19 protein-coding genes and 1 riboswitch are annotated in these 23,055 nt (G+C 70.9%); of the genes, 4 read left to right on the plus strand and 15 right to left on the minus strand.

Features of this window, described 5'->3' with window-relative positions; genetic code table 11:
- Window positions 1-1,649 (plus strand): ABC transporter permease (locus ACWEFL_RS34375; protein ID WP_451720693.1); only part of this gene is annotated, 1,649 nt, incomplete at its 5' end.
- A gap of 321 nt (window positions 1,650-1,970) precedes the next feature.
- Here the strand turns inward: ACWEFL_RS34375 and ACWEFL_RS34380 are convergent.
- The 3 genes from ACWEFL_RS34380 to ACWEFL_RS34390 form a co-directional block, all read right to left on the minus strand.
- Complete coding sequence (locus tag ACWEFL_RS34380) at window positions 1,971-3,305, minus strand: class I SAM-dependent methyltransferase (protein ID WP_451720695.1); 1,335 nt, start codon at window positions 3,303-3,305, stop codon at window positions 1,971-1,973.
- A gap of 450 nt (window positions 3,306-3,755) precedes the next feature.
- Complete coding sequence (locus tag ACWEFL_RS34385; RefSeq protein WP_451720697.1) at window positions 3,756-5,147, minus strand: NAD(P)/FAD-dependent oxidoreductase; 1,392 nt, start codon at window positions 5,145-5,147, stop codon at window positions 3,756-3,758.
- Window positions 5,148-5,873: 726 nt separating this feature from the next.
- Entirely contained in the window at window positions 5,874-6,905 is a 1,032-nt protein-coding gene (locus ACWEFL_RS34390) for a LuxR C-terminal-related transcriptional regulator (RefSeq protein ID WP_451720699.1), read from the minus strand.
- Between the two features lie 431 nt (window positions 6,906-7,336).
- Here ACWEFL_RS34390 and ACWEFL_RS34395 point away from each other — a divergent pair, with 431 nt between their 5' ends.
- From ACWEFL_RS34395 to ACWEFL_RS34405, 3 genes are all read left to right on the plus strand, one after another.
- Complete coding sequence (locus ACWEFL_RS34395; RefSeq protein WP_451720701.1) at window positions 7,337-8,509, plus strand: S8 family peptidase; 1,173 nt, start codon at window positions 7,337-7,339, stop codon at window positions 8,507-8,509.
- Between the two features lie 433 nt (window positions 8,510-8,942).
- Window positions 8,943-9,215: a type II toxin-antitoxin system Phd/YefM family antitoxin gene (locus tag ACWEFL_RS34400; RefSeq protein ID WP_451720703.1), complete on the plus strand. Its 273-nt coding sequence runs from the start codon at window positions 8,943-8,945 to the stop codon at window positions 9,213-9,215.
- The gene (locus tag ACWEFL_RS34405) at window positions 9,212-9,481 is read left to right on the plus strand and encodes a type II toxin-antitoxin system RelE family toxin (protein ID WP_451720705.1); all 270 of its coding nucleotides are present in this window, start codon (window positions 9,212-9,214) and stop codon (window positions 9,479-9,481) included. The genes ACWEFL_RS34400 and ACWEFL_RS34405 overlap by 4 nt, the downstream gene beginning before the upstream one ends.
- Before the next feature lie 51 nt (window positions 9,482-9,532).
- Here the strand turns inward: ACWEFL_RS34405 and ACWEFL_RS34410 are convergent, their stop codons facing one another.
- From ACWEFL_RS34410 to ACWEFL_RS34465, 12 genes are all read right to left on the minus strand, one after another.
- Entirely contained in the window at window positions 9,533-10,459 is a 927-nt protein-coding gene (locus tag ACWEFL_RS34410) for a Ppx/GppA phosphatase family protein (protein WP_451720707.1), read from the minus strand.
- Window positions 10,460-10,851: 392 nt separating this feature from the next.
- Window positions 10,852-11,400 (minus strand): DUF501 domain-containing protein, encoded by a 549-nt coding sequence (locus ACWEFL_RS34415; RefSeq protein WP_451720709.1) that lies wholly within the window; start codon window positions 11,398-11,400, stop codon window positions 10,852-10,854.
- A gap of 162 nt (window positions 11,401-11,562) precedes the next feature.
- Entirely contained in the window at window positions 11,563-12,033 is a 471-nt protein-coding gene (locus ACWEFL_RS34420) for an FtsB family cell division protein (protein WP_451720711.1), read from the minus strand.
- 152 nt (window positions 12,034-12,185) lie between these two features.
- Window positions 12,186-13,469 (minus strand): phosphopyruvate hydratase, encoded by a 1,284-nt coding sequence (eno, locus tag ACWEFL_RS34425; RefSeq protein WP_451720713.1) that lies wholly within the window; start codon window positions 13,467-13,469, stop codon window positions 12,186-12,188.
- A gap of 309 nt (window positions 13,470-13,778) precedes the next feature.
- Complete coding sequence (locus ACWEFL_RS34430) at window positions 13,779-14,561, minus strand: transglycosylase family protein (protein WP_451720715.1); 783 nt, start codon at window positions 14,559-14,561, stop codon at window positions 13,779-13,781.
- Between the two features lie 4 nt (window positions 14,562-14,565).
- A riboswitch (cyclic di-AMP (ydaO/yuaA leader) is annotated at window positions 14,566-14,741 on the minus strand.
- Window positions 14,742-15,028: 287 nt separating this feature from the next.
- Window positions 15,029-16,024: a transglycosylase family protein gene (locus ACWEFL_RS34435; RefSeq protein WP_451720717.1), complete on the minus strand. Its 996-nt coding sequence runs from the start codon at window positions 16,022-16,024 to the stop codon at window positions 15,029-15,031.
- A gap of 111 nt (window positions 16,025-16,135) precedes the next feature.
- Window positions 16,136-17,452, minus strand: coding sequence for a cytochrome P450 family protein (locus tag ACWEFL_RS34440; protein ID WP_451720719.1), 1,317 nt, complete (start codon window positions 17,450-17,452; stop codon window positions 16,136-16,138).
- Between the two features lie 306 nt (window positions 17,453-17,758).
- Window positions 17,759-18,769, minus strand: a complete 1,011-nt coding sequence (locus ACWEFL_RS34445; RefSeq protein WP_451720721.1) for a nucleoside triphosphate pyrophosphohydrolase — start codon at window positions 18,767-18,769, stop codon at window positions 17,759-17,761.
- Between the two features lie 61 nt (window positions 18,770-18,830).
- Complete coding sequence (locus tag ACWEFL_RS34450; RefSeq protein WP_451720723.1) at window positions 18,831-19,484, minus strand: SurA N-terminal domain-containing protein; 654 nt, start codon at window positions 19,482-19,484, stop codon at window positions 18,831-18,833.
- A 393-nt stretch (window positions 19,485-19,877) separates the two neighbouring features.
- The gene (locus ACWEFL_RS34455) at window positions 19,878-20,300 is read right to left on the minus strand and encodes a GtrA family protein (RefSeq protein WP_451720725.1); all 423 of its coding nucleotides are present in this window, start codon (window positions 20,298-20,300) and stop codon (window positions 19,878-19,880) included.
- A 303-nt stretch (window positions 20,301-20,603) separates the two neighbouring features.
- On the minus strand, window positions 20,604-22,109 hold the full coding sequence (locus ACWEFL_RS34460) for a protein kinase domain-containing protein (RefSeq protein ID WP_451720727.1): 1,506 nt from the start codon (window positions 22,107-22,109) through the stop codon (window positions 20,604-20,606).
- Window positions 22,106-22,897 (minus strand): hypothetical protein, encoded by a 792-nt coding sequence (locus tag ACWEFL_RS34465; RefSeq protein ID WP_451720729.1) that lies wholly within the window; start codon window positions 22,895-22,897, stop codon window positions 22,106-22,108. The genes ACWEFL_RS34460 and ACWEFL_RS34465 overlap by 4 nt, the downstream gene beginning before the upstream one ends.
- Window positions 22,898-23,055: the final 158 nt, after the last annotated feature.

The following is a 23,055-nucleotide window of genomic DNA, read 5'->3' on the forward strand; positions in this document are numbered from 1 at the left end:
TGCTGCGCGCGGTCGGCGCGTCCCGCCGCCAGGTCAAGCGCTCGGTGATCCTGGAAGCCATGGTGGTCGGCGCGATCGCCTCCGTCATCGGCTTCGCGGTCGGCCTCGGACTCGCGGTGGGACTGCGGGCCGCGATGGACACCTTCGGCGCGAAGATCCCGAACGGTTCGCTGATCGTCTCCCCCACCGCCGTCATCGCCGCGCTCACCGTCGGTGTGCTGATCACCGTGCTCGCCGCGTGGCTGCCCGCCCGCCGTGCCTCGAAGATCCCGCCGGTCGCGGCGATGGGCAGCGCCCACGCGGTGGCCACCACCAAGTCCCTGGTCGTCCGGAACACCATCGGCGGCATCGTCACCCTGGCCGGCCTCGGGGCCATCTTCGCCGGAGCGGTGACCCGCGGCACCGACGGCCGGATTCTCATCGGGGGCGGTGCCTTCCTGGCGCTCATCGGCATCATCGTGCTCATCCCGCTGCTGTCCCGCCCGATGATCGCGCTGGTGCGACCGCTGCTGCACAAGGTGTTCGGGGTCTCCGGCAAGCTCGCCGGGCAGAACGCGGTCCGTAACCCCCGCCGTACCGGAGCCACCGCCTCCGCGCTGGCGATCGGCCTCACCCTGGTCACCGGACTCACCGTGATGGGCGTCACGCTGGGCCAGGCCATCGACAAGATGACCACGGACGGCGTCCGCGCCGACTACATGGTCACGATGGCCAACGGCGGCTCCCTGGACCAGTCGGCCCTGACCGCGCTGGAGAAGGCGAAGGGCGTCGAGGGGATCTCCCGCCAGCAGATCGCCTATATGGAGGTCAAGGGCGAGGAACGTTCCATCTCCGCCGTCGACCCCGCCGGGGTGCAGAAGGTCTTCAATCTGAAGACGGTCTCCGGCTCGTTCGACACACTGGCCGACGGCCAGGTCGCCATCGCTGAGGAGATCGCCGACAAGTACGGCTGGAAGACCGGTGACGCCATGCCGGCGGTCTTCGACGGCAACGGCGAGAAGGCGACCAAGAACCTGACGATCGGCGCGGTCTTCGAGGACACCGAGTTCCTCGCGCCCTTCATCCTGTCGAACACCGTGACCGCCCCGTTCGAGGCCAAGCCCGACATCCGCGAGATCTGGGTGAAGATGGACGGCGGCGAGACCGAGGCCAATGAGCAGGCCCTGGTGAGCGCGCTGGGCGACAACCCCGGCATGAACGTCATGGACAAGCAGGACATCCGGAACATGTTCGGCGGGCTGATCAACACGATGCTGAACATCATGTACGGCCTGCTGGCGATGGCCCTGATCATCGCGATCCTGGGCGTCGTCAACACCCTGGCCATGTCCGTCTTCGAGCGCCAGCAGGAGATCGGCATGCTGCGGGCGATCGGACTGGACCGCCGCAAGGTCAAGCGCATGATCCGTCTGGAGGCCGTCGTGATCTCGCTCTTCGGCGCGGTGATCGGCGTGGCCCTCGGAACGTTCCTGGCCTGGGCGATCGGCGAGACGTTCAAGAGCGGCATTCCGGGGTACGTGCTGGTCCTGCCGTGGGAGCGGATCGGGATCTTCCTCCTCCTGGCCGGTGTGGTGGGTGTGCTGGCCGCGATGTGGCCCGCCCGCAGCGCCGCGCGGCTGAACATGCTGACGGCCATCAAGACGGAGTAGCGCGACAGCCGTACGGGCAGCGGGTTCGGGAGGCGCGTACGGGCGTTACGGAAGTAGGGAGAGGGTCCCCGCGATCTGGTGTCGCGGGGACCCTCTCGTCGTCCGTCCTGCGTTCGTCTTGCGTTCGTCTTGCGTTCCGTCCCGCGCCTGTCCCGCGTCGGGCTCGTGCGGCTCGCTCGTCCCTCGTTCGGCCCGCTCGCATCGTGGCGGCCCGTGCTGCCCGTGCGGCCCGGTCGCCGCCGGATCGTCGCGAGTGGGCGGTCGGGGGCGGGGTCGGGGTCGGGGCGGTACGGCTGATACGTAAGGCCGCGGCGGCGGTGCTCAGTTCCAGTCGCGGGTGCGCAGGGGCAGCCCGGAACCTCCCTCGTCCGTCGCCTTCACGGCGAGGATCTGGTTGACGCCGATCCGGTTGCGCTCGAAGGCGAGCGCGGAGGCGGCCATGTAGATCCGCCAGACGCGGGCGCGGCCCGGTGAGCTGAGGGTCATCGCCCGACGCCACTGCGCCTCCAGGTTGGCGACCCAGCGCCGCAGGGTGAGGGCGTAGTGCTCACGGATCGACTCGACGTCCCGTACTTCAAAGCCGGCCTCCTCGAGGCCGGCGACGGTACGGCCGAGCGGCGACAGCTCCCCGTCGGGGAAGACGTACCGGTCGATGAACTCGTCGACCCGGTAGGCGGCTTCGTTCTTCTCCGGGCGGCGGGCGATCTGGTGGTTCAGCAGCCGTCCGCCCGGCTTGAGGAGCGCGTGGAGCTGGGTGGCGTACTCCTGGTACCGGACCGAGCCGACGTGCTCGGCCATGCCGATGGAGGAGATGGCGTCGTACGGGCCGTCCCTGACGTCCCGGTAGTCCTGGACGCGGATCTCGACCCGGTCGGTGAGCCCGGCTTCGGCGATGCGCTTACGGGCGTACGTGGCCTGCTCGCGGGAGAGCGTGACGCCGGTGACCTGGACTCCGTACTCCTTGGCCGCGTGCATGGCCATGGAGCCCCAGCCGCAGCCGACGTCGAGCAGCCGGTCGCCCTTCTTGAGGCCGAGCTTGCGGCAGACGAGGTCGAGCTTGTCGCGCTGGGCGTCCTCCAGCGTGGCGTTCTCGGCCTCCCAGTAAGCGCACGAGTAGACCATGGAGGGCCCGAGGACGAGTTCGTAGAAGTCGTTGCCGACGTCGTAGTGGTGGCTGATGGCCTGTTTGTCGCGGTGTTTGGTGTGGGTGGAGCCCCTGCGGCGGCGGGCTTCCTCGACGGGCGGGGGCGGGGGCGGCAGTGCGCCGCCGAGCTGGAGCAGGGTGCGTACGGCGGCTCGCGTACGCGGGTCGCGCAGGGAACGCGGCGGCTGGTCGCCCTGGTCCGACGTCCCCGGTGCGGGCCTTCGCTCCGGCTTCGGGTGCCGTTCCCGCGCCCAGAGGGTGCCGGTCAGCCGGTCGAGGACCGTGTAGAGGTCGCCCTCCACATCGATCTCTCCGGCGACCCACGCCCGCGCGAGCCCCAGCTCCCCCGGACGCCAGAGCAGCCGGCGCAGAGCGCGCCGGTGCCGTACGACGAGCACGGGTCCTTCCGGTGGTCCCGATTCCGATCCGTCCCAGGCCCGTACCCGGACCGGGAATGGCGTCCCCAGCATCTCTTCGGCGAGGGCGGTCAGCCGCAGTGCGGCATCTGCCATGGCTCACACCTCCACGAGCTTTCGACTTGCGGATTGCTGTCTCCTGCAACAAACCGACCACTCTGGGTGCTTCCCGATCGGCGGGATTCCCGACCGCTTTCTCCCCTTAAGCCCCCACTCGGCGGTGCGATTGGGCCGCACGCGGCCCACGGGGACGGCCTTTCGGGGCACGGGAGGCGACGAGGGAACGCGGCGAGGCGATGCGGCGAGGGAACGCGGAAGGGGCGGGGCAGGGGACGCCCGAAGCAGGGGCGCGGAGAGAGGACGGGGAGGGGAGGGGGAGCGCGAGGAGGGGGACGGGGAGGGGGCACAGGCGGGTGTGACGGACGGGCACGGCGTACGAGCACGCCCGAAAAGGCACCGCGGCCGGGCACGGCGAAGGGGCCGCCCGCACCACGGATGGCGGGCGGCCCCTTCGGGCGTGCCGGGATGACCTGCGTCAGTCGCGGGTCAGGACGCCTTGGCCTTCTCCGGAGACGGAGCGGACCCGGCGGCGACGGCCGCGGGGGCCGGCTTGGCGGCCTCGTAGAACTCCTCGCGGGGAGTCTCGATCGCGCCGAGCGAGACGACCTCGCGCTTGAGGAACATCGCGAGCGTCCAGTCCGCGAAGACGCGGATCTTACGGTTCCAGGTCGGCATGGCCAGACCGTGGTAGCCGCGGTGCATGTACCACGCCAGCCGGCCGCGGAGCTTGATCTTCATCTTGCCCATGACGATCATCGCGACGCCCTTGTGCAGCCCGAGCCCGGCGACGGCGCCCTTGTTGGCGTGGCTGTACTCCTTCTGCGGGAAGCCCCGCATGCCGGCGATCACGTTGTCGCCGAGGACCTTGGACTGGCGCAGCGCGTGCTGGGCGTTCGGCGGGCACCAGGCGTTCTCGACTCCGGCCTTGCGGGCGGCGACATCCGGGACCTGCGCGTTGTCGCCCGCGGCCCAGATGTAGTCGGTGCCCTGCACCTGGAGCGTCGTGGCGGTGTCGACGTGGCCGCGCGGGCCGAGCGGCAGACCGTAGCGCGCGAGCGCGGGGTTCGGCTTCACGCCGGCGGTCCACACGATGGTGTTGGAGTCGACCTCGAGGCCGTTCTTGAGCACGACCCGGCCGTCGACGCAGGACTCCATCGACGTCGACAGGTAGATCTCGACGCCCCGGCTCTCCAGGTGCTCCTTGCCGTACTGGCCGAGCTTGGGCCCGACCTCGGGAAGGATCTTGTCGGCGGCGTCGACGAGGATGAAGCGCATGTCCTCGCGCTTGACGTTGCCGTAGTACTTGGCCGCGTCGCGCGCCAGGTCCTCCATCTCGCCGATGGTCTCGGCGCCGGCGAAGCCGCCGCCGACGAAGACGAAGGTCAGCGCCTTGCGGCGGACCTCCTCGTCGGTCGTGGAGTCGGCCTTGTCGAGCTGCTCCAGCACATGGTTGCGCAGGCCGATGGCCTCTTCGATGCCCTTCATGCCGATGCCCTGCTCGGCGAGGCCGGGGATCGGGAAGGTGCGGGAGATCGCGCCCAGCGCGACCACCAGGTAGTCGAACGGCAGCTCGTACGCCTCGCCGACGAGGGGAGAGATCGTGGCGACCTTGCGGTCCTGGTCGATGGTGGTGACTCGCCCGGTGAGCACCTCAGCCTTGGGCAGCACGCGCCGCAGCGGGACGACGACATGCCGAGGTGAGATGCTGCCTGCGGCGGCTTCGGGGAGGAAGGGCTGGTACGTCATGTACGAGCGGGGGTCGACGACGGTGACCGTCGCCTCGCCGTAGCGCATCTTCTTCAGAATGCGCCGTGCCGCGTACAAGCCAACGTACCCACCGCCTACGACGAGGATCCTGGGACGCTCCGTGGTGCTCATGCCATCGAGTATCCACCCCCCTGGTAGGGGGTGCTCGTGAGCCCCTTCACAAGGTGTGGGTCCACCTCTGCTACACTGCGCCGCCCGCGTGATCCAGATCATGGGAGACAGGGGGAACCGCGCCCCCTCCCGAACGTTGCACACCCCTTGTGAGCTGCCTCCTTGAGGTGCGTCGGGGTGGCATCCGCCCCCCTTGTTCACGCCCCCGAAACATGCCGGGAATCCCTCGGCGGCCACTCTGCCCGGCACGGGGGCTCCATAAGGAGGGTCTTTCGGCCTCCTACCGCCCCCATCAGGCCCCTTTTCCTTGTGAAGAACTTCACGAAGTTGCTCACAGGGGTCTCATCGCGGGGCGCATTTATGCGAGTTCGGGACGCACTCCGTGCAATGGATCGGGCGTACGGGCCAGGGCCGCCGACGCGTTCCGGCCCCCTGCGCCGAGCGCGGCGGAGGCGGGCGGAGCCAGGCGGACGCCGTGCTGTCGGCCGTATGGCCGGAGCGTGCGCCCGAGGCCGGTCACGGTGATCATTTCACGGTTCGGTGACCGCTGACGAACGTGTGACCGTTCACACCCCGGAGACGGCTGACGAACCGGTGACCGCTCACGCCCCGATGACCGTTCACGTACCCGGCCCGGAGACCGCTCACGACCCGGCCCGGAGACCGCTCAAGCCCCGGTGACCGTTCACGACCCGGCCCGGTGACCGTTCACGCCCCGGTGACCGCTTACGCCCCGTCGAGGAGGCCCAGCCGGGCGGCCCGCACCCCCGCCGCGAAGCGGCTCTCCGCGCCGAGTCGGGCCACCAGCCCGGTCAGGAGCCGGCGCAAGGTCCGCTCCGAGCAGCCGAGCCGGCGGGCGATCGCCTCGTCCTTGGCTCCCGCGGCGAGCAGGGCCAGCACCTCGCGCTCCCTCGGCGTCCAGTCCTCCGCGGGGACGCCGCCGCCGGGGGCCGTCTCGTAGGGGCGGCCGGTGTCCCAGTGGTGCTCGAAGACCCGGATGAAGCAGGAGGCGAGGCGGATGCTGTGCAGGACGACGTCCTCGGCGGGCTCGGCCGGGCCCTCGGCGGGATCGAGCGCCAGGATGGTGACCGCGCGGTCGACCACATTGAGATGGAGGGGAACGGTCGTGGCGAGCCGTATCTGCGCGCCGTGTTCGTGCATGACGGAGAGATAGCGGGAGGCTCCGGGCCGGCGGACGGCCCGGTTCGCGACGAGGAGCCGCATCTCGACGCCGCGCGCGAGCATCGCCAGATCCTCCTCCAGACCGGCCTCCAGCACCTCGGGGGCGGGAAAGGTGCTGCGCAGACCGAGGATCACATCCCGGCACAGGACGTCCAGATCGTGCATCCGCTCCCTGAGCTGGGACCGGTCGGCGAAGAACTCCGCCTTGACGACCTCACGGCCTGCCTGCCGCAGATCGGGCATCAGCCGCAGGACGTCATGGAGCGCGTCCAGGCCGCTGTGCAGTTCGCCGAGCCGCTGCCGCTGATCGGCGACCAGTTCGTGCAGCGCGCGCTCCGGTGAGTTGGCGTGCTGCCGCGCCGCGTCGACGAGCCGCCGCGCGCCGAGCCACTCCCGTACCTCCGGGGGCAGGGTGTCCAGGGAGTCCGCCGCCGCGCCCAGTTCGCGGTACGCGGCCGCCGCGGCGGTCTCGACCGGGTCGGGTCCGGTGCTCCCCTCGCCCGGTTCGGGCCCGGCGGCGGCGCCGGACGCGCGGGGGCGACCGGCCGTGTCCCCGTGACGATCATCGGCAGGCATGGTCCGACCCTAGGGCGGTGCCGTCGCCTTGACCACGGAACCGGCCAATACGGCAGGCCGGTGTCCGCAATCGGTCACGCCCGTTTCGGCCGTGGTCAACTCTCGGCCGCCCCGGCTATGTTGTCGCCACGCCCGGCGGACAAGGAGGTCCCCGCGAGCGGTGACCCCGCCCGCAGGCCGCCCCCTCCGGTGCGTGTCGGCCGGCCTGTCACGAGGGACAGGCGGCCCGGATCCGGCGGTCCTCGTCACCGTACGGCCTGTGCACAGCCGCGGGGCCGACGCGCCCCGCGCACCGTCACCGCCGCCCCCCAGCGGCGCGCTGCTCCACCTTCCGCGCCCCTGCCCCGCATCCCCAGCACGGCAGGGGCGCGTCCCCCACTCACCGGCCGTCGGCACACCGCGGCCGGAACACGAAAGGTGTCGGCTTCTCCATGCGCAGAAAACACCTCGCCATCCTCATCACCGGTGCCACCGCCATCGCCGTCCCCCTCGCCCTCGTCCCGGCCATCGGCTCCGCCGCCCCGGCACCGGAGCCGACCCCGCTGCTCAAGGTCGCCGAAGCCCCGGCCGCCCAGGAGATCAAGGGCCGGTACATCGTCACCCTCAAGGCCGGGGCCGACCCGGCCGATCTCGCCCGCGCGAAGTCGGTGGAGACCGAGTACGTGTACGACAAGGTCATCAACGGCTTCGCCGCGGACCTGGCTCCCGGTCAGCTCAAGGCGCTCCGCGGTGACTCGAGGGTCCTGTCCATCGAGGAGGACCAGAAGGTCACCACCTCGGCGACGCAGAACAACGCGCCGTGGGGCCTGGACCGCACGGACCAGCGCAGCGGCCGGAACACGACGTACACGTACACCCGCAACGGCTCCGGCGTCACCGCGTACATCATCGACTCGGGCATCTCCACGGCCCATCCCGACTTCGGCGGCCGGGCCCGCAACGTCTTCGACGCCTTCGGCGGCAACGGCCAGGACTGCAACGGTCACGGCACCCATGTGGCGGGCACGGTCGGCGGCACGACGTACGGCGTGGCCAAGGGCGTCCAGCTCCGCGGCATACGCGTGCTCGACTGCCGGGGCTCCGGCTCCTTCTCGGGCATCATCGCCGGCTTCGACTGGGTCCGGCAGAACGCCGTGAAGCCCGCGGTCGCCAACGCGTCCCTCGGCGGCGGCTACTCGGCGGCCCTGAACAACGCGGCCACCGCGCTCGCCAACTCCGGCGTCCATGTCTCGGTGGCGGCGGGCAACGACAACCGGGACGCCTGCAACTTCTCCCCGGCGAGCGCCAACGGCGCCCTCTCGGTCGCCGCGTCGGACTCCGGCGACGCCAAGGCGAGCTTCAGCAACTACGGCCGCTGCACCGACCTCTACGCACCCGGTGTGAACGTCACCTCCGCCCGCTCCGGCGGCGGCTCCACCAGCATGAGCGGTACGTCGATGGCCTCGCCGCACGTCGCCGGCGTGGCGGCGCTCTACAAGGCGACCTACGGGGACGCCTCCAGCGCCACGGTCAACAACTGGCTGATCGACAACAGCACGCCCAACGCGATCCGCGGCAACATCAGCGGCACCCCCAACCGTCTGCTGTTCAAGTCCACGCTCTGATCGGCCGATGGGCCGTCCGCGGTCGCACCTTGAGCCGCCCTTGATCGGCCCTTGATCGGCCCGTGCGACGAGTGTGGCAGCCCGTGAGCCGACTCTCGTCGCGGCCCGTGAGCCGTCCCTGACCAGCCTCTGAACTGTCCCTGAACCGGCGTCCGCGGGAAGTCACGCACCCGCTGAGGAGGGATGGGGGAACGCCGGAGACCCGGCCCGGCCAGTCCGTCCGTCGACTGGCCGGGCCCTTCGCGTTCGGGGGCCGACTCGGCGGAACGCGGGCCGGGGTGGGTGCCGCGCCGTTGCGCAGCGCCAGCCGACGGCTACTCGGCGTCCTCCGCCGAGTAGCCGTCGCGAGGGCGATCCCGTCGAGCATCGCCTCCAAAGCGTCACTCACTCCCGAGCCCGTGCATGTGTACACAATCGCGCGTACACTTTCCATATGGCCGAGATCACTGTGACGGTACGGGAAGCCCGCGCACACCTGGCGGACCACATCAATCGCGCCGAGGAGGGCACACCTACGGTGATCACCCGCAACGGCGAGCCCGTCGCGGCCGTGGTGCCGATCGCGGACTTCAACGCGCTGGAGGAAGCAGCCGACGTGTTGCTGGCCCGGGAAGCGGAAGCGGTCCTGGCCCAGGGCGGCCCGACGGTGTCTATGGCTGAGCTGCTGGCCGACCTATTCGCCGATCGCACTGACGACGCGGCGTGAAGTACGCGTTCCGGTTCACCACAGCGGCACAGCGGCAACTTCGAGCCATCGCCCGGCCTGCCGCCATGCGCATCCTGGCCGCGCTGACCGCGCTCGGCGACGATCCGTACCGTGAGGACGCCGACATCAAGAAACTCACCGGCCCGTCCGGCCTTTATCGGCTTCGGGTCGGCAGCTACCGGGTCGCCTATCAAGTCGAAGAGGGCGAGCTCATCATCCTCGTCGTCAAGATCGGCGACCGGCGCGACGTCGACCGCAACATCTGAGAGCAGGCAGCCCGGAGCCCTGGGACTCCGGGTCGCCTCACAGCCAGAGGGTCACTCGTCGTCGAGTGCGGCGTGCCAGGCGATCCCGTCGAGGATGTCGTGCTCGCTGACGATCACCTCCGGCACCCCGATCCGCTCCATGATCGTGAGCAGTACGAGGGCGCCCGCGGCGATGACGTCCACGCGTCCCGGATGCATCACGGGGATGGCGGCCCGCTCGTCGTGGGTGGACCGCAGGAGCGTGCGGGTGACCTGCGCGACCGTGTCGCGGGAGATACGGGAGTGGTGGATCGCCTCGGATTCGTACGCGTCGAGGCCGAGCGCGATGCCCGCGACGGTGGTCACCGAGCCGGCCAGGCCGACGAGGGTGCGGGCACGGTCGAGGGGGACGGTCCGGGCGGCGAGGTCGAGTGCGGCGTCGATGTCGGCGCGGATCGCGGCGATCTCCTCGGCGGAGGGCGGATCGCTGCGGATGTGACGCTCGGTCAGCCGGACGCAGCCGATGTTCACGGAGCGCGCGGCCTCCACGCGGTCGCGGCCGATGACCAGCTCCGTCGATCCGCCGCCGATGTCGACGACGAGCCGCTCCTCGTGGCCGGGCAGTTCCTTGGTCGCGCCCGTGAACGAGAACGCCGCCTCCTCGTCGCCCGAGATCACCTCGGGTTCGACGCCGAGGATGTCGAGCACGCCCCGTACGAAGTCGTCCCGGTTCTCCGCGTCGCGGGACGCGGAGGTCGCGACGAACCGGAGGCGCTCGGCGCCGTGGTCCTTGATGATCTCCGCGTACTCGCGGCAGGCGGCGAAGGTGCGCTCCAGCGCTTCGGGGGCGAGGCGGCCCGTGCGGTCGACGCCCTGGCCGAGCCGGACGATCGTCATCCGGCGGTCGAGTTCGACGAGTCCGCCGGTGCGGGGGTCGACGTCGGCGACGAGCAGCCGGATGGAGTTGGTGCCGCAGTCGATGGCGGCGACGCGGGTCATGGTGCGGGGGCCTCCCTTGTCATGGGGTGGGTTCACCACCCCGCCCGTGGCCGGGGCTCGCTCCGAACCCCGTACGCGCTTCGGGCGTGCCCTCAAGCGCCGGACGGCCTGGTCTTGCTCCCGTTCGTCCTCGACCGAACGATAGCGCCGGCGATGGAGGCGCCGGGTCCGGGGCGGAGCCCCAGCACCACCACCCGCACCCGACAGACACGCGGCGACAGCGCGGACCCCGCCCCCACGCACCGGACAGACCGAACGCAGCCAAGCCACAACAGCCCCGCCGGCGATTGAGGCGCGGGGTCTGGGGCGGCGCCCCAGCACGACCACCCGCGAACGCGGACACGCAGACCGCGAACCCTCCCTCGGGCGAGGCCGCGGGAGGGCCCGGGCCGTCACTCCTCCGGCGCGCCGCCAGGCGAAACCGCGCCGCAGGGCGAAACGCAGGGGCCCTTCCGCCACCACTCCGGCAGCATCGCGATCGCCTCGTCGCCGAGGGGGTTGACTCCGGGACCGGCCGCCAGCGAGTGGCCGACCAGGACGTGGAGGCACTTCACCCGGTCGGGCATGCCGCCCGCGCTGGGAAAGCCCTGGAGGACCTCGATCGCGTCGCGGCGGGCGATGTAGTCCTCGTGGGCCGCGCGGTACGCCGCCGCGAGGTCCGCGTCGGTCGCCAGGCGCTCGGTCATCTCCTTCATCACGCCGTTCGCCTCAAGGGTGCCGATCGCGGAGGCGGCCCGCGGGCAGGTGAGGTAGTAGAGCGTGGGGAAGGGCGTGCCGTCGGGCAGCCGGGGGGCGGTCTCGACGACGTCCGGCTGCCCGCACGGGCAGCGGTGCGCGATGGCGCGCAGCCCGCGCGGCGGCCGGCCGAGCTGTTCTTTGAACGCGGCGATGTCCGCGTCGGTCGGCTCGGTCGGTTCGGTGGTGGGTGGAGGGGTTTCCATGCCTGCCTTGGATCTGGTTCTTCCGTTGTCGCCCGGCCGTTGACGCCGAGCTGTTGTCGCCCGGCCGTTGACGCCGAGCCGTTGTCGCCCGGCCGTTGTCGCCGGGCCGTTGTCGCCCGGCCTTCGGTCCCCGGCCGCTGTCGCCCGGCCGCGAGCCGTTGTTCAGTCGCGGTCCGCGTTGTCGACGCCTTCCCAGACGTTCGAGTACCAGGGCCGGTCGGCCGACTCCTCGTCCGTACGGCGTTGCTCCTCGGCCTCGGGGTCGATCATCGTGTACGCGGTCTCGCCCGGCAGCACGTAGTGCAGATGCTCGCGGGCCAGCCGCCGGATGTACACGTCGTCCTGGAGCCGTGCCTTCTCGTCCCGCAGACGTTCGACCTTGCGCTCGGCCTCGGCCATCCGGGCCCGCTCGTCGGCGATGTCGCCGCGTTGGGACACGTACTGCCGTATGGGGTAGGCGAGCGCGACGACGAGTGAGCAGACGACGAGCGCGAGGAACGCCGCCCGGCCGGTGAGCCGGGAGCGGCGGGCCTGCCGTCTGGTCTGGGAGCGGTAGACACGGGCGGCGGTCTGCTCGCCGAGCAGCCTGAGCCTGGTCGCGGTGGAGAACCGGTCGCGGTCCTTCCCGGCCATCGTTCGCCTCCCCTGCTGCCTCTGTACGCGCGTACGTCCCCGGACACGGTACGGGACCGTGGCCGGGGACGTACGCACGCGCTGCGCCTTCGCCGGGTTTTCCGTTCTTCGGATGTCCGGAGCGGGGGCGGGATCCCGGCCCCCGGAAGGGGTCAGTCCTTGAAGCGGGGGAACGCGCTGCGGCCCGCGTACACGGCGGCGTCGTCCAGGATCTCCTCGATGCGCAGGAGCTGGTTGTACTTGGCGACGCGCTCGGAGCGGGCGGGGGCGCCGGTCTTGATCTGGCCGCAGTTGGTGGCGACGGCGAGGTCGGCGATGGTGACGTCCTCGGTCTCGCCGGAGCGGTGGGACATCATGCACTTGAAGCCGTTGCGCTGGGCCAGCTCCACGGCGTCCAGGGTCTCGGTCAGCGAGCCGATCTGGTTGACCTTGACGAGGAGCGCGTTCGCGGCGCCGTCCTCGATGCCACGGGCCAGGCGCTCGGGGTTGGTGACGAAGAGGTCGTCGCCGACGATCTGGACCTTGGCGCCGAGCTTGTCGGTGAGGACCTTCCAGCCCGCCCAGTCGTCCTCGAACAGCGGGTCCTCGATGGAGACCAGCGGGTAGGCGGCGACCAGTTCCTCGTAGTACTCGGTCATCTCGGCGGCCGAGCGGGACTTGCCCTCGAACTCGTACTTGCCGTCCTTGTAGAACTCGGACGCGGCGACGTCGAGCGCGAGCGCGATGTCCTTGCCGGGGGCGTAGCCGGCTTCCTTGACGGCTTCGAGGATGAGGTCGAGCGCGGCGCGGTTGGAGTCGAGGTTCGGCGCGAAGCCGCCCTCGTCGCCGAGGCCGGTGGACAGGCCCTTGGTCTTCAGGACCTTCTTGAGGGTGTGGTAGACCTCGGTGCCCCAGCGCAGGGCTTCGGAGAAGGACTCCGCGCCGATGGGGGCGATCATGAATTCCTGGATGTCCACGTTGGAGTCGGCGTGCGAGCCGCCGTTCAGGATGTTCATCATCGGAACGGGCAGCAGGTGCGCGTTCGGGCCGCCGAGGTAGCGGAAGAGCGGCAGGTCGGACGCCTCGGAGGCGGCGTGCGCCACGGCGAGGGAGACGCCGAGGATGGCGTTGGCGCCGAGGGAGGACTTGTCCGGGGTGGCGTCCAGGTCGAACATGGCCTGGTCGATCAGGCGCTGTTCGGTGGCGTCGTAGCCGACCAGCTCGGGGCCGATCTGCTCGATGACGGCGAGGACGGCCTTCTCGACGCCCTTGCCCTGGTAGCGGTCGCCCCCGTCGCGGAGTTCAAGAGCCTCGAACGCACCGGTGGACGCACCGGAGGGGACGGCGGCACGGCCAGTGCTTCCGTCGTCGAGGCCAACCTCGACCTCGACGGTGGGGTTGCCTCGGGAGTCCAGGATTTCCCGGGCTACGACGACGTCGATGGACGGCACGAGCATCTCCTTCTGGGATGTGACGCTGAGGAGCAGGGCCTCATTGGCCTTGCGGCAAGAGCCTAACCGGCCGGGGGTCGCCGACCCGTCGATGCCCGCCCCCTGGGACGAAAAACGGCGTGAAGAGCGCCGCCGGGGGACAAAAGGATCAATGGCTACCACCGGTAACAGCGTGCGCAGATGGAAACCCCGGTCCGGCGCAAACGGGGGAAGTGCGCCGGACCGGGGTGCTCGGGGGGCCGGGAAGAGTCAGCCCACGTCGAGCTGCGGCCCTGGGGAGAGTCGGCTCAGGTCGAGCCGCTGCTCCGGGGAGAGTCAGCTCAGGTCGAGCTGCTGGCCCGGGAAGATGACATCGGCGTCGCTGATGATGTCCTTGTTCAGGTCGAACAGCTTCTGCCAGCCGCCGTCGACGCCCTGCTCCTGGGCGATCCCGCTGAGGGTGTCGCCGGACTTGACCTCGTACTCGCCGTCGCCCTTCTGGAAGCCCTTGACCTTGGCGGCGGACTTGCCGGACTGCTCGGCGGGCTTGTGGGTCTTCGTCTGGGCGGGGGCCTGGGACCGCTCGGAGCGGGTGGTCGGGGCCTCGGTCTGCCGCTGCGAGGACTGCGACTTCTGGGACTGCTGCGACTTCTGCTGCTGCGAGGACTGCTGCTTCTGGGAGGACTGGTGCTGCTTCTGCGGCTTCTGCTGCTGCGAGGAGCCGGTGTCCGAGGAGCCGTTGTACGCGGAGCGGGACAGGCCCACGCCACAGGTCGGCCAGGCACCCTTGCCCTGGCCCGCGAGGACCTTCTCGGCGATCTGGATCTGCTGCGACTTGGACGCCTTGTCGGCGGTGGAGGCGTACTGGGTGCCACCGAACGCGGCCCAGGTGGAGGCCGAGAACTGCAGACCGCCGTAGTAGCCGTTGCCGGTGTTGATGGACCAGTTGCCGCCGGACTCGCACTGGGCGACCTTGTCCCACTCGGCGGCGGTGGCGGCGGAGGCGGAGGTGGCGCCCATCAGCGGGGTGGCGACGGCCACGCCGGTGATTCCGGCGAACGCGACGATCTTGGTGGCCTTGGACGGACGACGGTGCTTGCCCTTGCCGGAAAACAGCATGGAACGATCTCCTCACCGACGCCTACGAGGTGAGCTGTCGGGTTCGGGCGTAGTGAGTTGCCCGGCCGCGCGACGTTGCGCGCGGCTTCACCCCAAGCCGGACGCCCGTCGTTCGTTCACAACGGGCGGGGCCGGCACTTACCTTGGGTCCCCCGCTCCTGCCTTCGGCGCTCTACGCGACGACTGTTCCCCCCGACCGACGGCAGGATTCGGCGTGACGGTCGATGGTGCCCGCGGTGGCGAGCGGTTCAGACCGTAGGCACACCTCCCCCCGATGTTCAACGACGAACATCGGGGAGAAAACACCCATCCCGCCGCCTCCGGCACCCGCGTTTCCGCAGGTCGGATGCGGAATAAGTCATTCCGGCAAGCGGGTTGGGCCGATTCGAACAAAGAGATCCATGTCTCACTTGCACAGAACCGGACGTACTGGAGCGAAAAGACGGCCGACCGGGGCGGAACTGCCCCTACTGGGCGTCGAGATCGAGACTCTGACCAGGAAGGATGAGGTCGGGGTCGGCGCCGACGGTTTCGCGGTTCGTCTCGTAGAGGGCCGGCCAGCCGCCGGGAAGCTTCTGCTCCTCGGCGATGGCCCAGAGGTTGTCGCCGGGCCGAACTGTGTACGTACCGGGCGAAACCGCCGCCTCGCCGACGCCGCCGGACGCCTCCTGTCCCGACGCCTCCTGCCCGGACGCCGCTTCCTGTCCGGCCGTCTCGGCGCGGGCCGGGGAGTCACCGCGCGAGGCCCGGTCGCCGCCCGCCTCACGGCTCCCGTCCCTGTCGCCCGGTCCGGCCGGTGTCGCGGGGGTGGTGGAGGCAGCCGGAGTGGAGGTCCCCGGCCGGGGCGGAGTGGCCGATCCGGTCGCGTCGGGCGCGGGCTCGCCGCGGTGTCTGCCGGGGGCCGAGTCGCCATTGCCGACACCCTGGGTCGCTTCCGCGGGGGTCTTCGGGGCCTCGGCCCCGGTCTTGGACGGGGAGGAGGTCTTCTGCCCGGCAGCGGGAGTGCCCGAGGGAGTCCCCGAGGGGGTCTTCGTCGGCGCGGCGGACGGCTCGCCCGAGACGCCGGGGTCGACCCCGTCGCCCGGGTTGTCGTTCGTCAGCCCCGCGAGCGAGGCACACGCGGACCACGCCTGGGGCCCCTGCGCGGCGAGGACCTTCTCCGCGACGGCTATCTGCTGCGAGCGGCTGGCCAGATCGGGGCGGGCCGCGTACTCGGTGCCGCCGAACTCCGCCCAGGTGGAGGCCGAGAACTGCAGACCGCCGTAGTAGCCGTTCCCGGTGTTCGCGCTCCACAGACCGGCGCTCTCGCACTCCGCGATCCGGTCCCACACGGCGGCGTCCGCGGCCGACGCCGAACCCGCGCCGAGGAGGGGGATCGCGATGGCGGATCCCGTCACCCCCGCGGCCACGAAGAGGGCCGGAGCCTGACGAGGACGGCGGTGTCGACCATTACCGGAGAGCATGCAGGTGCCTTTCGCGGACTGCTGGGACCGGGGCGAACGTAGCGTTGGGACAACCCCGGTTACAAGTCGATGCAGCGCAGATCACGCGAAAGTCACAGACCTGACGGCACGTCACTTCTTTGTGGGTGCGAACTCCACCGGGAGACTGCGCAGTCCACGCATGATCAGCCCGCCGCGCCAACGCAAATCGGCCGGATCGCCCGCGAGCCGAAGATCCGGCAGACGGCGGAAGAGCGTCGCCAGCGCGGTACGGGCCTCCAGCCGGGCGAGCGGCGCGCCGAGGCAGTAGTGGATGCCGTGGCCGTAGCCGAGGTGGGGGTTGTCCGAGCGGGAGAGGTCCAGGATGTCGGGTTCCCCGAAGCGGGCGGGATCACGATTGGCGGCGGCGAGTACGACGAGGACCGGTTCGCCCTTCCGGATGCGCCGGCCCCCGATGTCGAGTTCCTGGGTGGCGTAGCGCCAGGTGGCCAGCTCCACGGGTCCGTCGTAACGGAGCAGCTCCTCCACGGCGGTGTCGAGAAGGGCGTCGTCACGTCGGTCGACCGCGCCCTGGAAGACAGCCCGCTGAGCGGGGTTCCGGAAGAAGGCGTGAGCGCTGTTGCCGATGAGGTTGATGGTCGTTTCGAACCCCGCGAAGAGAATCACGAAGCACATGGCGGCGGCCTCGTTCTCCGTCAGATGTTCCCCGTGGTCGGAGGCGCGGATCAGCCCGGAGATCAGATCGTCGGCACCCTCGTCGCCGAGGGCCTCGCGCTTACGGTGAATCAGCTCGGCGAGGTACGCGCGAATCTTCTTGACCGAGCGGGCCACTCCGCCGCGCGGTCCGCCCTGGTGCCGGATCATCATCCCGGCCCAGTCACGGAAATCGTCCTGGTCCTCGGGTGGAACGCCGAGCAGATCGCAGATGGCGTAGATGGGGAGCGGGAACGCGAACTCATGGATCAGATCCGCGCTCCCCCGCGCGGCGAATCCGTCGATGAGCCGGTCGGTCAGCTCCTGTACGCGCGGAGCGAATTCGGCGACCCGGCGCGGCGTGAACGCCTTCGACACCAGCCGCCGCAGCCGGGTGTGATCGGGTGGATCGATGTTCAGCAGATGCGTCATGAGGTTGGCGCTGCGCTCGCCCGGGATCCCGGTCTTGCTCTTGCCCTGGGCGTCCTCGGCGTGGTGGGCGGGGTTCTTCGACAGCCGCTGGTCGGCGAGCGCCTGCCGGGCGTCCGCGTACCGGGTGATGAGCCATGCCTCCACCCCGCTGGGAAGCCTGGTCCGGTGAACCGGCGCGTTCTGCCGGAGCCAGGCGTAGGCGGGGTAGGGGTCGGTGGCGAACTCCCAGGTGAAGAGTCGGGGGCCGGTGCCGGTGCCGGCGCTTGTGCCTGTGTCGGCGGCGGGGGCGGACGCGGGGTCCGCACCGGGGGCGGTACCGGACACCGGGCACGTCCTCGGTCCGGGGCCGGATCCGGATCCGGACGCCGCGCCGACGCCTGCGGCAGGCTCGGACGCGTGGGCGTCGCCCGATCCGGGCGGACCGGCGTCGGCGGACGCCGTGCCGGAGCGAGCGGACGCCGTGCCGGAGCGAGCGGACGCCGTGCCGGAGCGGGGCGTGCCGACCGCCTCCGCAACGGAGGCAGTGCCGGACGCGGAGTCCGTACCGGACTCGGGGCGAGGGCCAGGCGCGGGGTCGGTACCTGGCTCAACGCGAGAGCCGGGCGCAGGGGTGTAGCTCACCCCACGACGTTACCCGGCGTCCTCCGAGGTCTCCGCGCCGCCCGTCCGCAGGCCCTCCGCCGCGCGGATCGCGTCCCGGTACGCCCGTGCCGCCGCCCGCAGCGCCGCCTCCGGGTCCGTTCCGGCGGCCTCCGCCCGTACGGCGAGGGCCAGGAGTTCGTCACCGATGCCCTCCCCCGCCGGGAGCCGCACCTCAAGCTCCGAGGTACGCACGCGCGACGCCAGCTTCGCGGCCAGCGCCAGGCCCGGCTGGCCGAGCGGGATGCCGTCCGTCACCGAGTCACGCCGCTTCTCGGCGGCCTTGGTGCGGAGCCAGATCCGCCGTACGTCCTCCGCGGTCTCGGCCTTCTCGTCGCCGAAGACATGGGGATGCCGGTGGATCAGCTTCTCGACGATCGTCCCGGCGATGTCGTCGACGGAGAACGGCGCCTCCACGTCCTCCTCCGCGATCCGGGCGTGGAAGACCACCTGGAGGAGAACGTCCCCCAGCTCCTCCCGCAGTTCGTCGCGGTCGCCCTCCTCGATGGCCTCGACCAGCTCGTACGCCTCCTCGATGGCGTACTTCGCGAGGGCTTTGTGCGTCGGTACGGAGGACCAGGGGCACTCGACCCGGATACGGTCCATGACCTGCACGAGATCGAGGAGCCGGGCCCCCGGAAGGTCGTACGAGCCGGGCAGCAGCTCCAGGTCGGGCATGCTCACCCGCCCGGACCCGGCGAGCCGCGCCAGGCCGTCGGTCAGTGCCTGGTCCCCTTCTCCCGAGGTGAGCACCACGACGGTCGAGCCCCCGGCGCACACGTCCACCAGTTCCCGCGCGCTCGGCACGGCGGCCTCCACGGCGACTCCCGCCTCACGGAGATACGGCAGCTGCGGATGGGCCGCGTCGGCGCACAGCACCCGGTCGGCCGCGCGCAGCGTCTGCCAGGCGGGCCAGGAGAGCAGTCCGGGCGCGACCCGGTGGCTGGCGGTGAGCAGGACGATACGGCCGTCGGGAAAGTGGGAGGGGGATGGAGTGGTCACCCCTTGAACCTACCTCGGCCTCCCCAGCCCCCTGCTGCCCCCTGCCCGCGCCCGACGGGCCCTACGCGCCGCCCGATGGCACGGGCTCCTCGGCCTTGGTGACCTGGCTGATCCACGGAGCCTTGTACTCGCCCAGCTCCAGCTTCTGGTTGTCCCACGCGCCGAAGCGCGGGTTGACGTCGATGTCGAGGGACTTGGCGGCGGCGATGAACATGTCGTTCAGCTTCTGCTGGCCCTGTGCGCTGTCGGACGCGCCGATGGTCCGGGCGAGCTTGCCGATGAGGATGTCCCGCTCGATCACGGCGCCGAGCTGGTCGGGAGCGACCCCGCGCTGCTGGAGATAGCTCGCCTCGAGCTGCTGCTGGCCGCCGGCCTGCTGGACCAGCGCGGCCCTGCCCGCCTGCATGTCCTTGCGGCTGACGGTCACCTTCGCATCGTCGGCGGCGCGCTGGACGACCTCGTTGACGATCAGGTCGTACAGCTTGGCGCGGCTGAGCTGGCCGCTTTCCTTGATGAGCTGGGCGGCCTGCGGAGAGGTCTCCTGCGCGGTGCGCACCTGCTGGACCGCGCCCTGGACCGTGGAGACCTCGATCCGCTCTCCGCCGACGACGGCGGCTGCGCCGGGGTGGGCCTGGTCGCTACAGGCGGTGAGCAGGGGCGCGGCGGCGATGAGCGCGGCGGAGACGATGATCGCGGTGCGACGGCGGCGGTGCAAGTGAGCCTCCTGACGAGGTTTGTGCGTCGAGTCACAAAGTCCTGCGGTGATCGATGTTAGGCAGTCCGGGTGGCGTAGGCCACTACTTGGCGGACACTGATTGGTTCCAACGATTCACCGGTGGTCCGAGATACGTGTCACCTGGGCGGGAGCGGTGGGCCGCCCGGCGACCGAGACGCGCGTCACCCCGGCACGCGCCGTCCCGGACTCGGGACAGCCCGGAATTCGACACTCGTGCTTCAGCGCTTCAGCGCCTCGTGCTTCAGCGCCTCGTGCTTCAGCGCCCCTCGTGCTTCAGTGCCTCGTGCTTCAGCGCCTCGTGCTTCAGCGCCTCGTGCTTCGGCACGTCGTGGTGGGGCGCCTCGTACTCGGACCGGGGTCCGGAGGCCGGCGTCAGAGCGCGCCGGTCGTCCTCGCCGGTTCCGCCTCTCCGTCGGGCTTCCCCGGCTCGGGCCGCAGCATGATCATCCGGGAGACCAGGAAGGTGATCGGGATGGCCGCCGCCGCCGCGATCAGCGGCGCGTACCGGCTGCCGAAGTCGAACACGTCCACCAGAAGGTAGACACCGGTCGTCGTGACCACGAAGTTCGCGGCGTTCGTCAGCGGGAAGAGGAAGAACTTCCGCCAGGTCGGCCGGGTCCGGTAGGTGAAGTAAGAGGTGAGGAAGAAGGACCCGATCATGCTGAGCACGAAGGCGATCACATGCGCGGCCACGTACGGCAGCCAGGTCAGCAGGATCAGATAGAGGCCGTAGTACGTTCCGGTGTTCACCACGCCCACCAGGGCGAATCTGAACAGCTGGCCCCGGACAGTCATCGTCTCGCCAGCTCCCCGTGGGTGTCGGTGTGCGTGCCTGTGCACGTGCACGCTTGTACGTGCCTGTGCGCGTCGGCGTGTTTCCGTGTGCGCGTACCGCCGGGGGTGTCGACACCGTTCAGCGGGGTGATCCCAGCGACACCGGTGACACCGGTGCCACCGGCGGTTCAGGAAGAGTACGCCATGTCAGATGGATCGGCGGCAGGCCGGGAAGCGTCACGCGGGCGCGGGTTCGGGGCCGGAGCGCGGGCCCAGGACATGGGTTCGGGGCACGGAATCGGGGCGCGGAATCGGGGCACGGGCTCAGGGGTTGAACTGCCGCTGCCGCTCCAGTGCCCGGCGCAGTTCGATGGGCAGCTGGTGGTACGGCCCGTACATCCGCTCCGCGTCGAAGAGCAGCGCCTGCAACTGGTGTCTGGCTCCCGCGTGGTCGCCGACCGCCAGCATCAGATTGGCTATGCGGTGGCGGACGTCGAAGGCGCGGGCCGGGTCGCCGCCGTTCTCGTAGTAAGGGAGCACCGCCCGGTACTCGGCGATCGAGGCGGCGGCTTCGCCGAGCTGCTCCAGGCACTGGGCCGCGTCGTAGCGGAACTGGAGCGTCTGGGGATCGGCCGGGCCCGCTGCGGCGGCCCGGTCGTCGGCGAGCCGCCGCAGTTCGGGCAGTGCGCGGCGGTACTGGCCGTCGTCCATCAGCGTCGTCGCGTACTGCTTCCGCAGGATCCGTACGACCGGGGAGTGCTCCCCGTGTTCGGCGGCGGCGGCCGGGAGGATGCCGCCGAGGATGTCCACGGCTCGGGTGATGCTGCCCTCGCCGAGGAGGCGTTTGACCTCGTCCACGGCGGCGGCGACGTCGGGCCGCGCCGGGCCCGGTACGACGACGGCGGCGGGTGCCGCGGCGGCGGCCCGGTCCGGCCAGGGGGCGTGCGGGCGCAGAAAGGGGCGCGTCGGGTCGAGGGGGCCGCTGGGGACGCCGCGCTGGGGCAGCAGCGGCGCGAGGGCTTCGTACACCTCCTGCGCGCCGGCCGGGCGGTGCTGCGGGTCCTTCGCGAGCAGCCGCAGGACGAGGGCCTCCAGTGCCTGGGGGATGTCGGGGCGCATCCGGCGGACCGGCAGCGGGGCCTCGTACAGATGGCGGTGGAGGACGCCGAGGGCGGTGGAGCCCGCGAACGGCACGTTCCCGCTGAGGAGTTCGTGCATCAGGACCCCGAGGGCGTACAGATCGGTGTACGGGCCTACCGCGCCGCCCATCGCCTGCTCGGGGGCCATATAGGCGGGGCTGCCGATGGGTGAGCCGGTGTGGGTGAGGCGGGTGGTGTCGGTGTCGATGACGGAGGCGACGCCGAGGTCGAGGACGGTGACGGTGCCGTCGGGCTTGACCATCACGTTCCGCGGTTTGAGGTCGCGGTGCACGATCGGCACGGCGTGCACGGCGGCGAGCACCGCGCAGAGCTGGGCGGCGACCGAGACGGTCCACGGCCAGGGGTAGGGCTCGTGCTCGGCGAGATGGTCGGCGAGGTCGGCGCCCTCGACGTACTGCATGACGAGATAGAGGTCGTCGGTGTCGCTGCCCGCGTCGTGGACGGTGACCAGGCCGGGGTGGGTGACCTGGGCGGTCACCCGGCACTCGCGGACGAAGCGGCGGCGCATCTCGTCGGCGTCGGAGCCGTGGGCCATGTGGTCGGGGCGCAGGAGTTTGACGGCGACACGGCGGTCGAGGCGGCGGTCGTACGCCGTCCAGACCTGGCCCATGCCGCCTTGGCCGATGAGGGTGGACAGTTCGTAGCGCTCGGCGACGACGCGTCCGTTCACCTGCCCTGCTCCTTGCGGAGGTAGTCACTCAACTCGTCCAGCTCGGCCCGGACCTGGTCGATGCGGGGCTTGTCGGAGGAGTTCGGCTGCGCGGGAGCCTGGGGGGCCTGGGGCTGCGCGGGAGCCTGCGGGGGCGGCGTGTGCGCGGGTGTGTGCGGGGGCCGGGCCGGGGGCGGGGTGTGCGGCGGGGTGCGCGGGGGCGGAGTCTGGGCGTGCGGCTGCGGCTGCGGTTGCGGCTGTGCCTGTGGCTGTGGCTGCGGGGTGTGCGGGGGCGTGTGGGCGTTCCGAGGCGGGTAGCCGTACCCCGGAGGCGGCGTCTGCCGGGCGGCCTGCGGCGGATAGCCGTATCCCGGTGTCGCGGGCGGCGGCCCGAAGCCCGAGGGCATCTGCGCGTTGGCGGGGTACCCGGCGACCTGCCCGGACCACGCCGCCCTCCGCTCGTCGCAGTTGCGGACATCGATCACCAGATAGTGGACGGCCGAGCCCACGGACAGGATGAACAGGCCCAGCAGCGCCACCACATCGCCGGGGTTGAGGCTGTCCTCCGGCTCCGAACCCCACACCGAGATCACGACGAGCATCGCGATCATCAGGAAGAAGCTGGTCACGAACATGATCCAGTCGAACTGACGGCGGCGGATGAACGCGACCCGCAGCATCGTGACCCAGCCGAGCAAGCCGCAGCTGAGAAGCGAGAGGGCCAGGAAGAGTACGCGGAGCACGACGATCGCCGCGGTCGACGGTGGACCTGATTGCTGCGGGGCATAGCCGGGGCCGGGGCCGTGCATTCCTGCTCCTGGGGACCTGGGGACGAGGCAGAGTAGAGGACGAGCGTATACATCGACAGGGGCAACGGCTCAGGGGTTGTACCGACCTGTTGTCATATGCGTTGTCCAGGGCTCCTCGAACCTCTGATTCCGCATGTCACTCCGCGTTTGGTTCCGCT

This window comes from Streptomyces sp. NPDC004838 (assembly GCF_053600955.1).

Bases quoted from the DNA above. Each gene is read 5' to 3' on its own strand.
- ACWEFL_RS34410 (WP_451720707.1), bottom strand. From the start codon at position 10,459: ATGACCCGCGTCGCCGCCATCGACTGCGGCACCAACTCCATCCGGCTG.
- eno (WP_451720713.1), bottom strand. From the start codon at position 13,469: ATGCTCGTGCCGTCCATCGACGTCGTCGTAGCCCGGGAAATCCTGGAC.
- ACWEFL_RS34400 (WP_451720703.1), top strand. From the start codon at position 8,943: ATGGCCGAGATCACTGTGACGGTACGGGAAGCCCGCGCACACCTGGCG.
- ACWEFL_RS34435 (WP_451720717.1), bottom strand. From the start codon at position 16,024: ATGCTCTCCGGTAATGGTCGACACCGCCGTCCTCGTCAGGCTCCGGCC.
- ACWEFL_RS34455 (WP_451720725.1), bottom strand. From the start codon at position 20,300: ATGACTGTCCGGGGCCAGCTGTTCAGATTCGCCCTGGTGGGCGTGGTG.
- ACWEFL_RS34385 (WP_451720697.1), bottom strand. From the start codon at position 5,147: ATGAGCACCACGGAGCGTCCCAGGATCCTCGTCGTAGGCGGTGGGTAC.
- ACWEFL_RS34430 (WP_451720715.1), bottom strand. From the start codon at position 14,561: ATGCTGTTTTCCGGCAAGGGCAAGCACCGTCGTCCGTCCAAGGCCACC.
- ACWEFL_RS34395 (WP_451720701.1), top strand. From the start codon at position 7,337: ATGCGCAGAAAACACCTCGCCATCCTCATCACCGGTGCCACCGCCATC.
- ACWEFL_RS34380 (WP_451720695.1), bottom strand. From the start codon at position 3,305: ATGGCAGATGCCGCACTGCGGCTGACCGCCCTCGCCGAAGAGATGCTG.
- ACWEFL_RS34390 (WP_451720699.1), bottom strand. From the start codon at position 6,905: ATGCCTGCCGATGATCGTCACGGGGACACGGCCGGTCGCCCCCGCGCG.
- ACWEFL_RS34415 (WP_451720709.1), bottom strand. From the start codon at position 11,400: ATGGAAACCCCTCCACCCACCACCGAACCGACCGAGCCGACCGACGCG.
- ACWEFL_RS34465 (WP_451720729.1), bottom strand. From the start codon at position 22,897: ATGCACGGCCCCGGCCCCGGCTATGCCCCGCAGCAATCAGGTCCACCG.
- ACWEFL_RS34420 (WP_451720711.1), bottom strand. From the start codon at position 12,033: ATGGCCGGGAAGGACCGCGACCGGTTCTCCACCGCGACCAGGCTCAGG.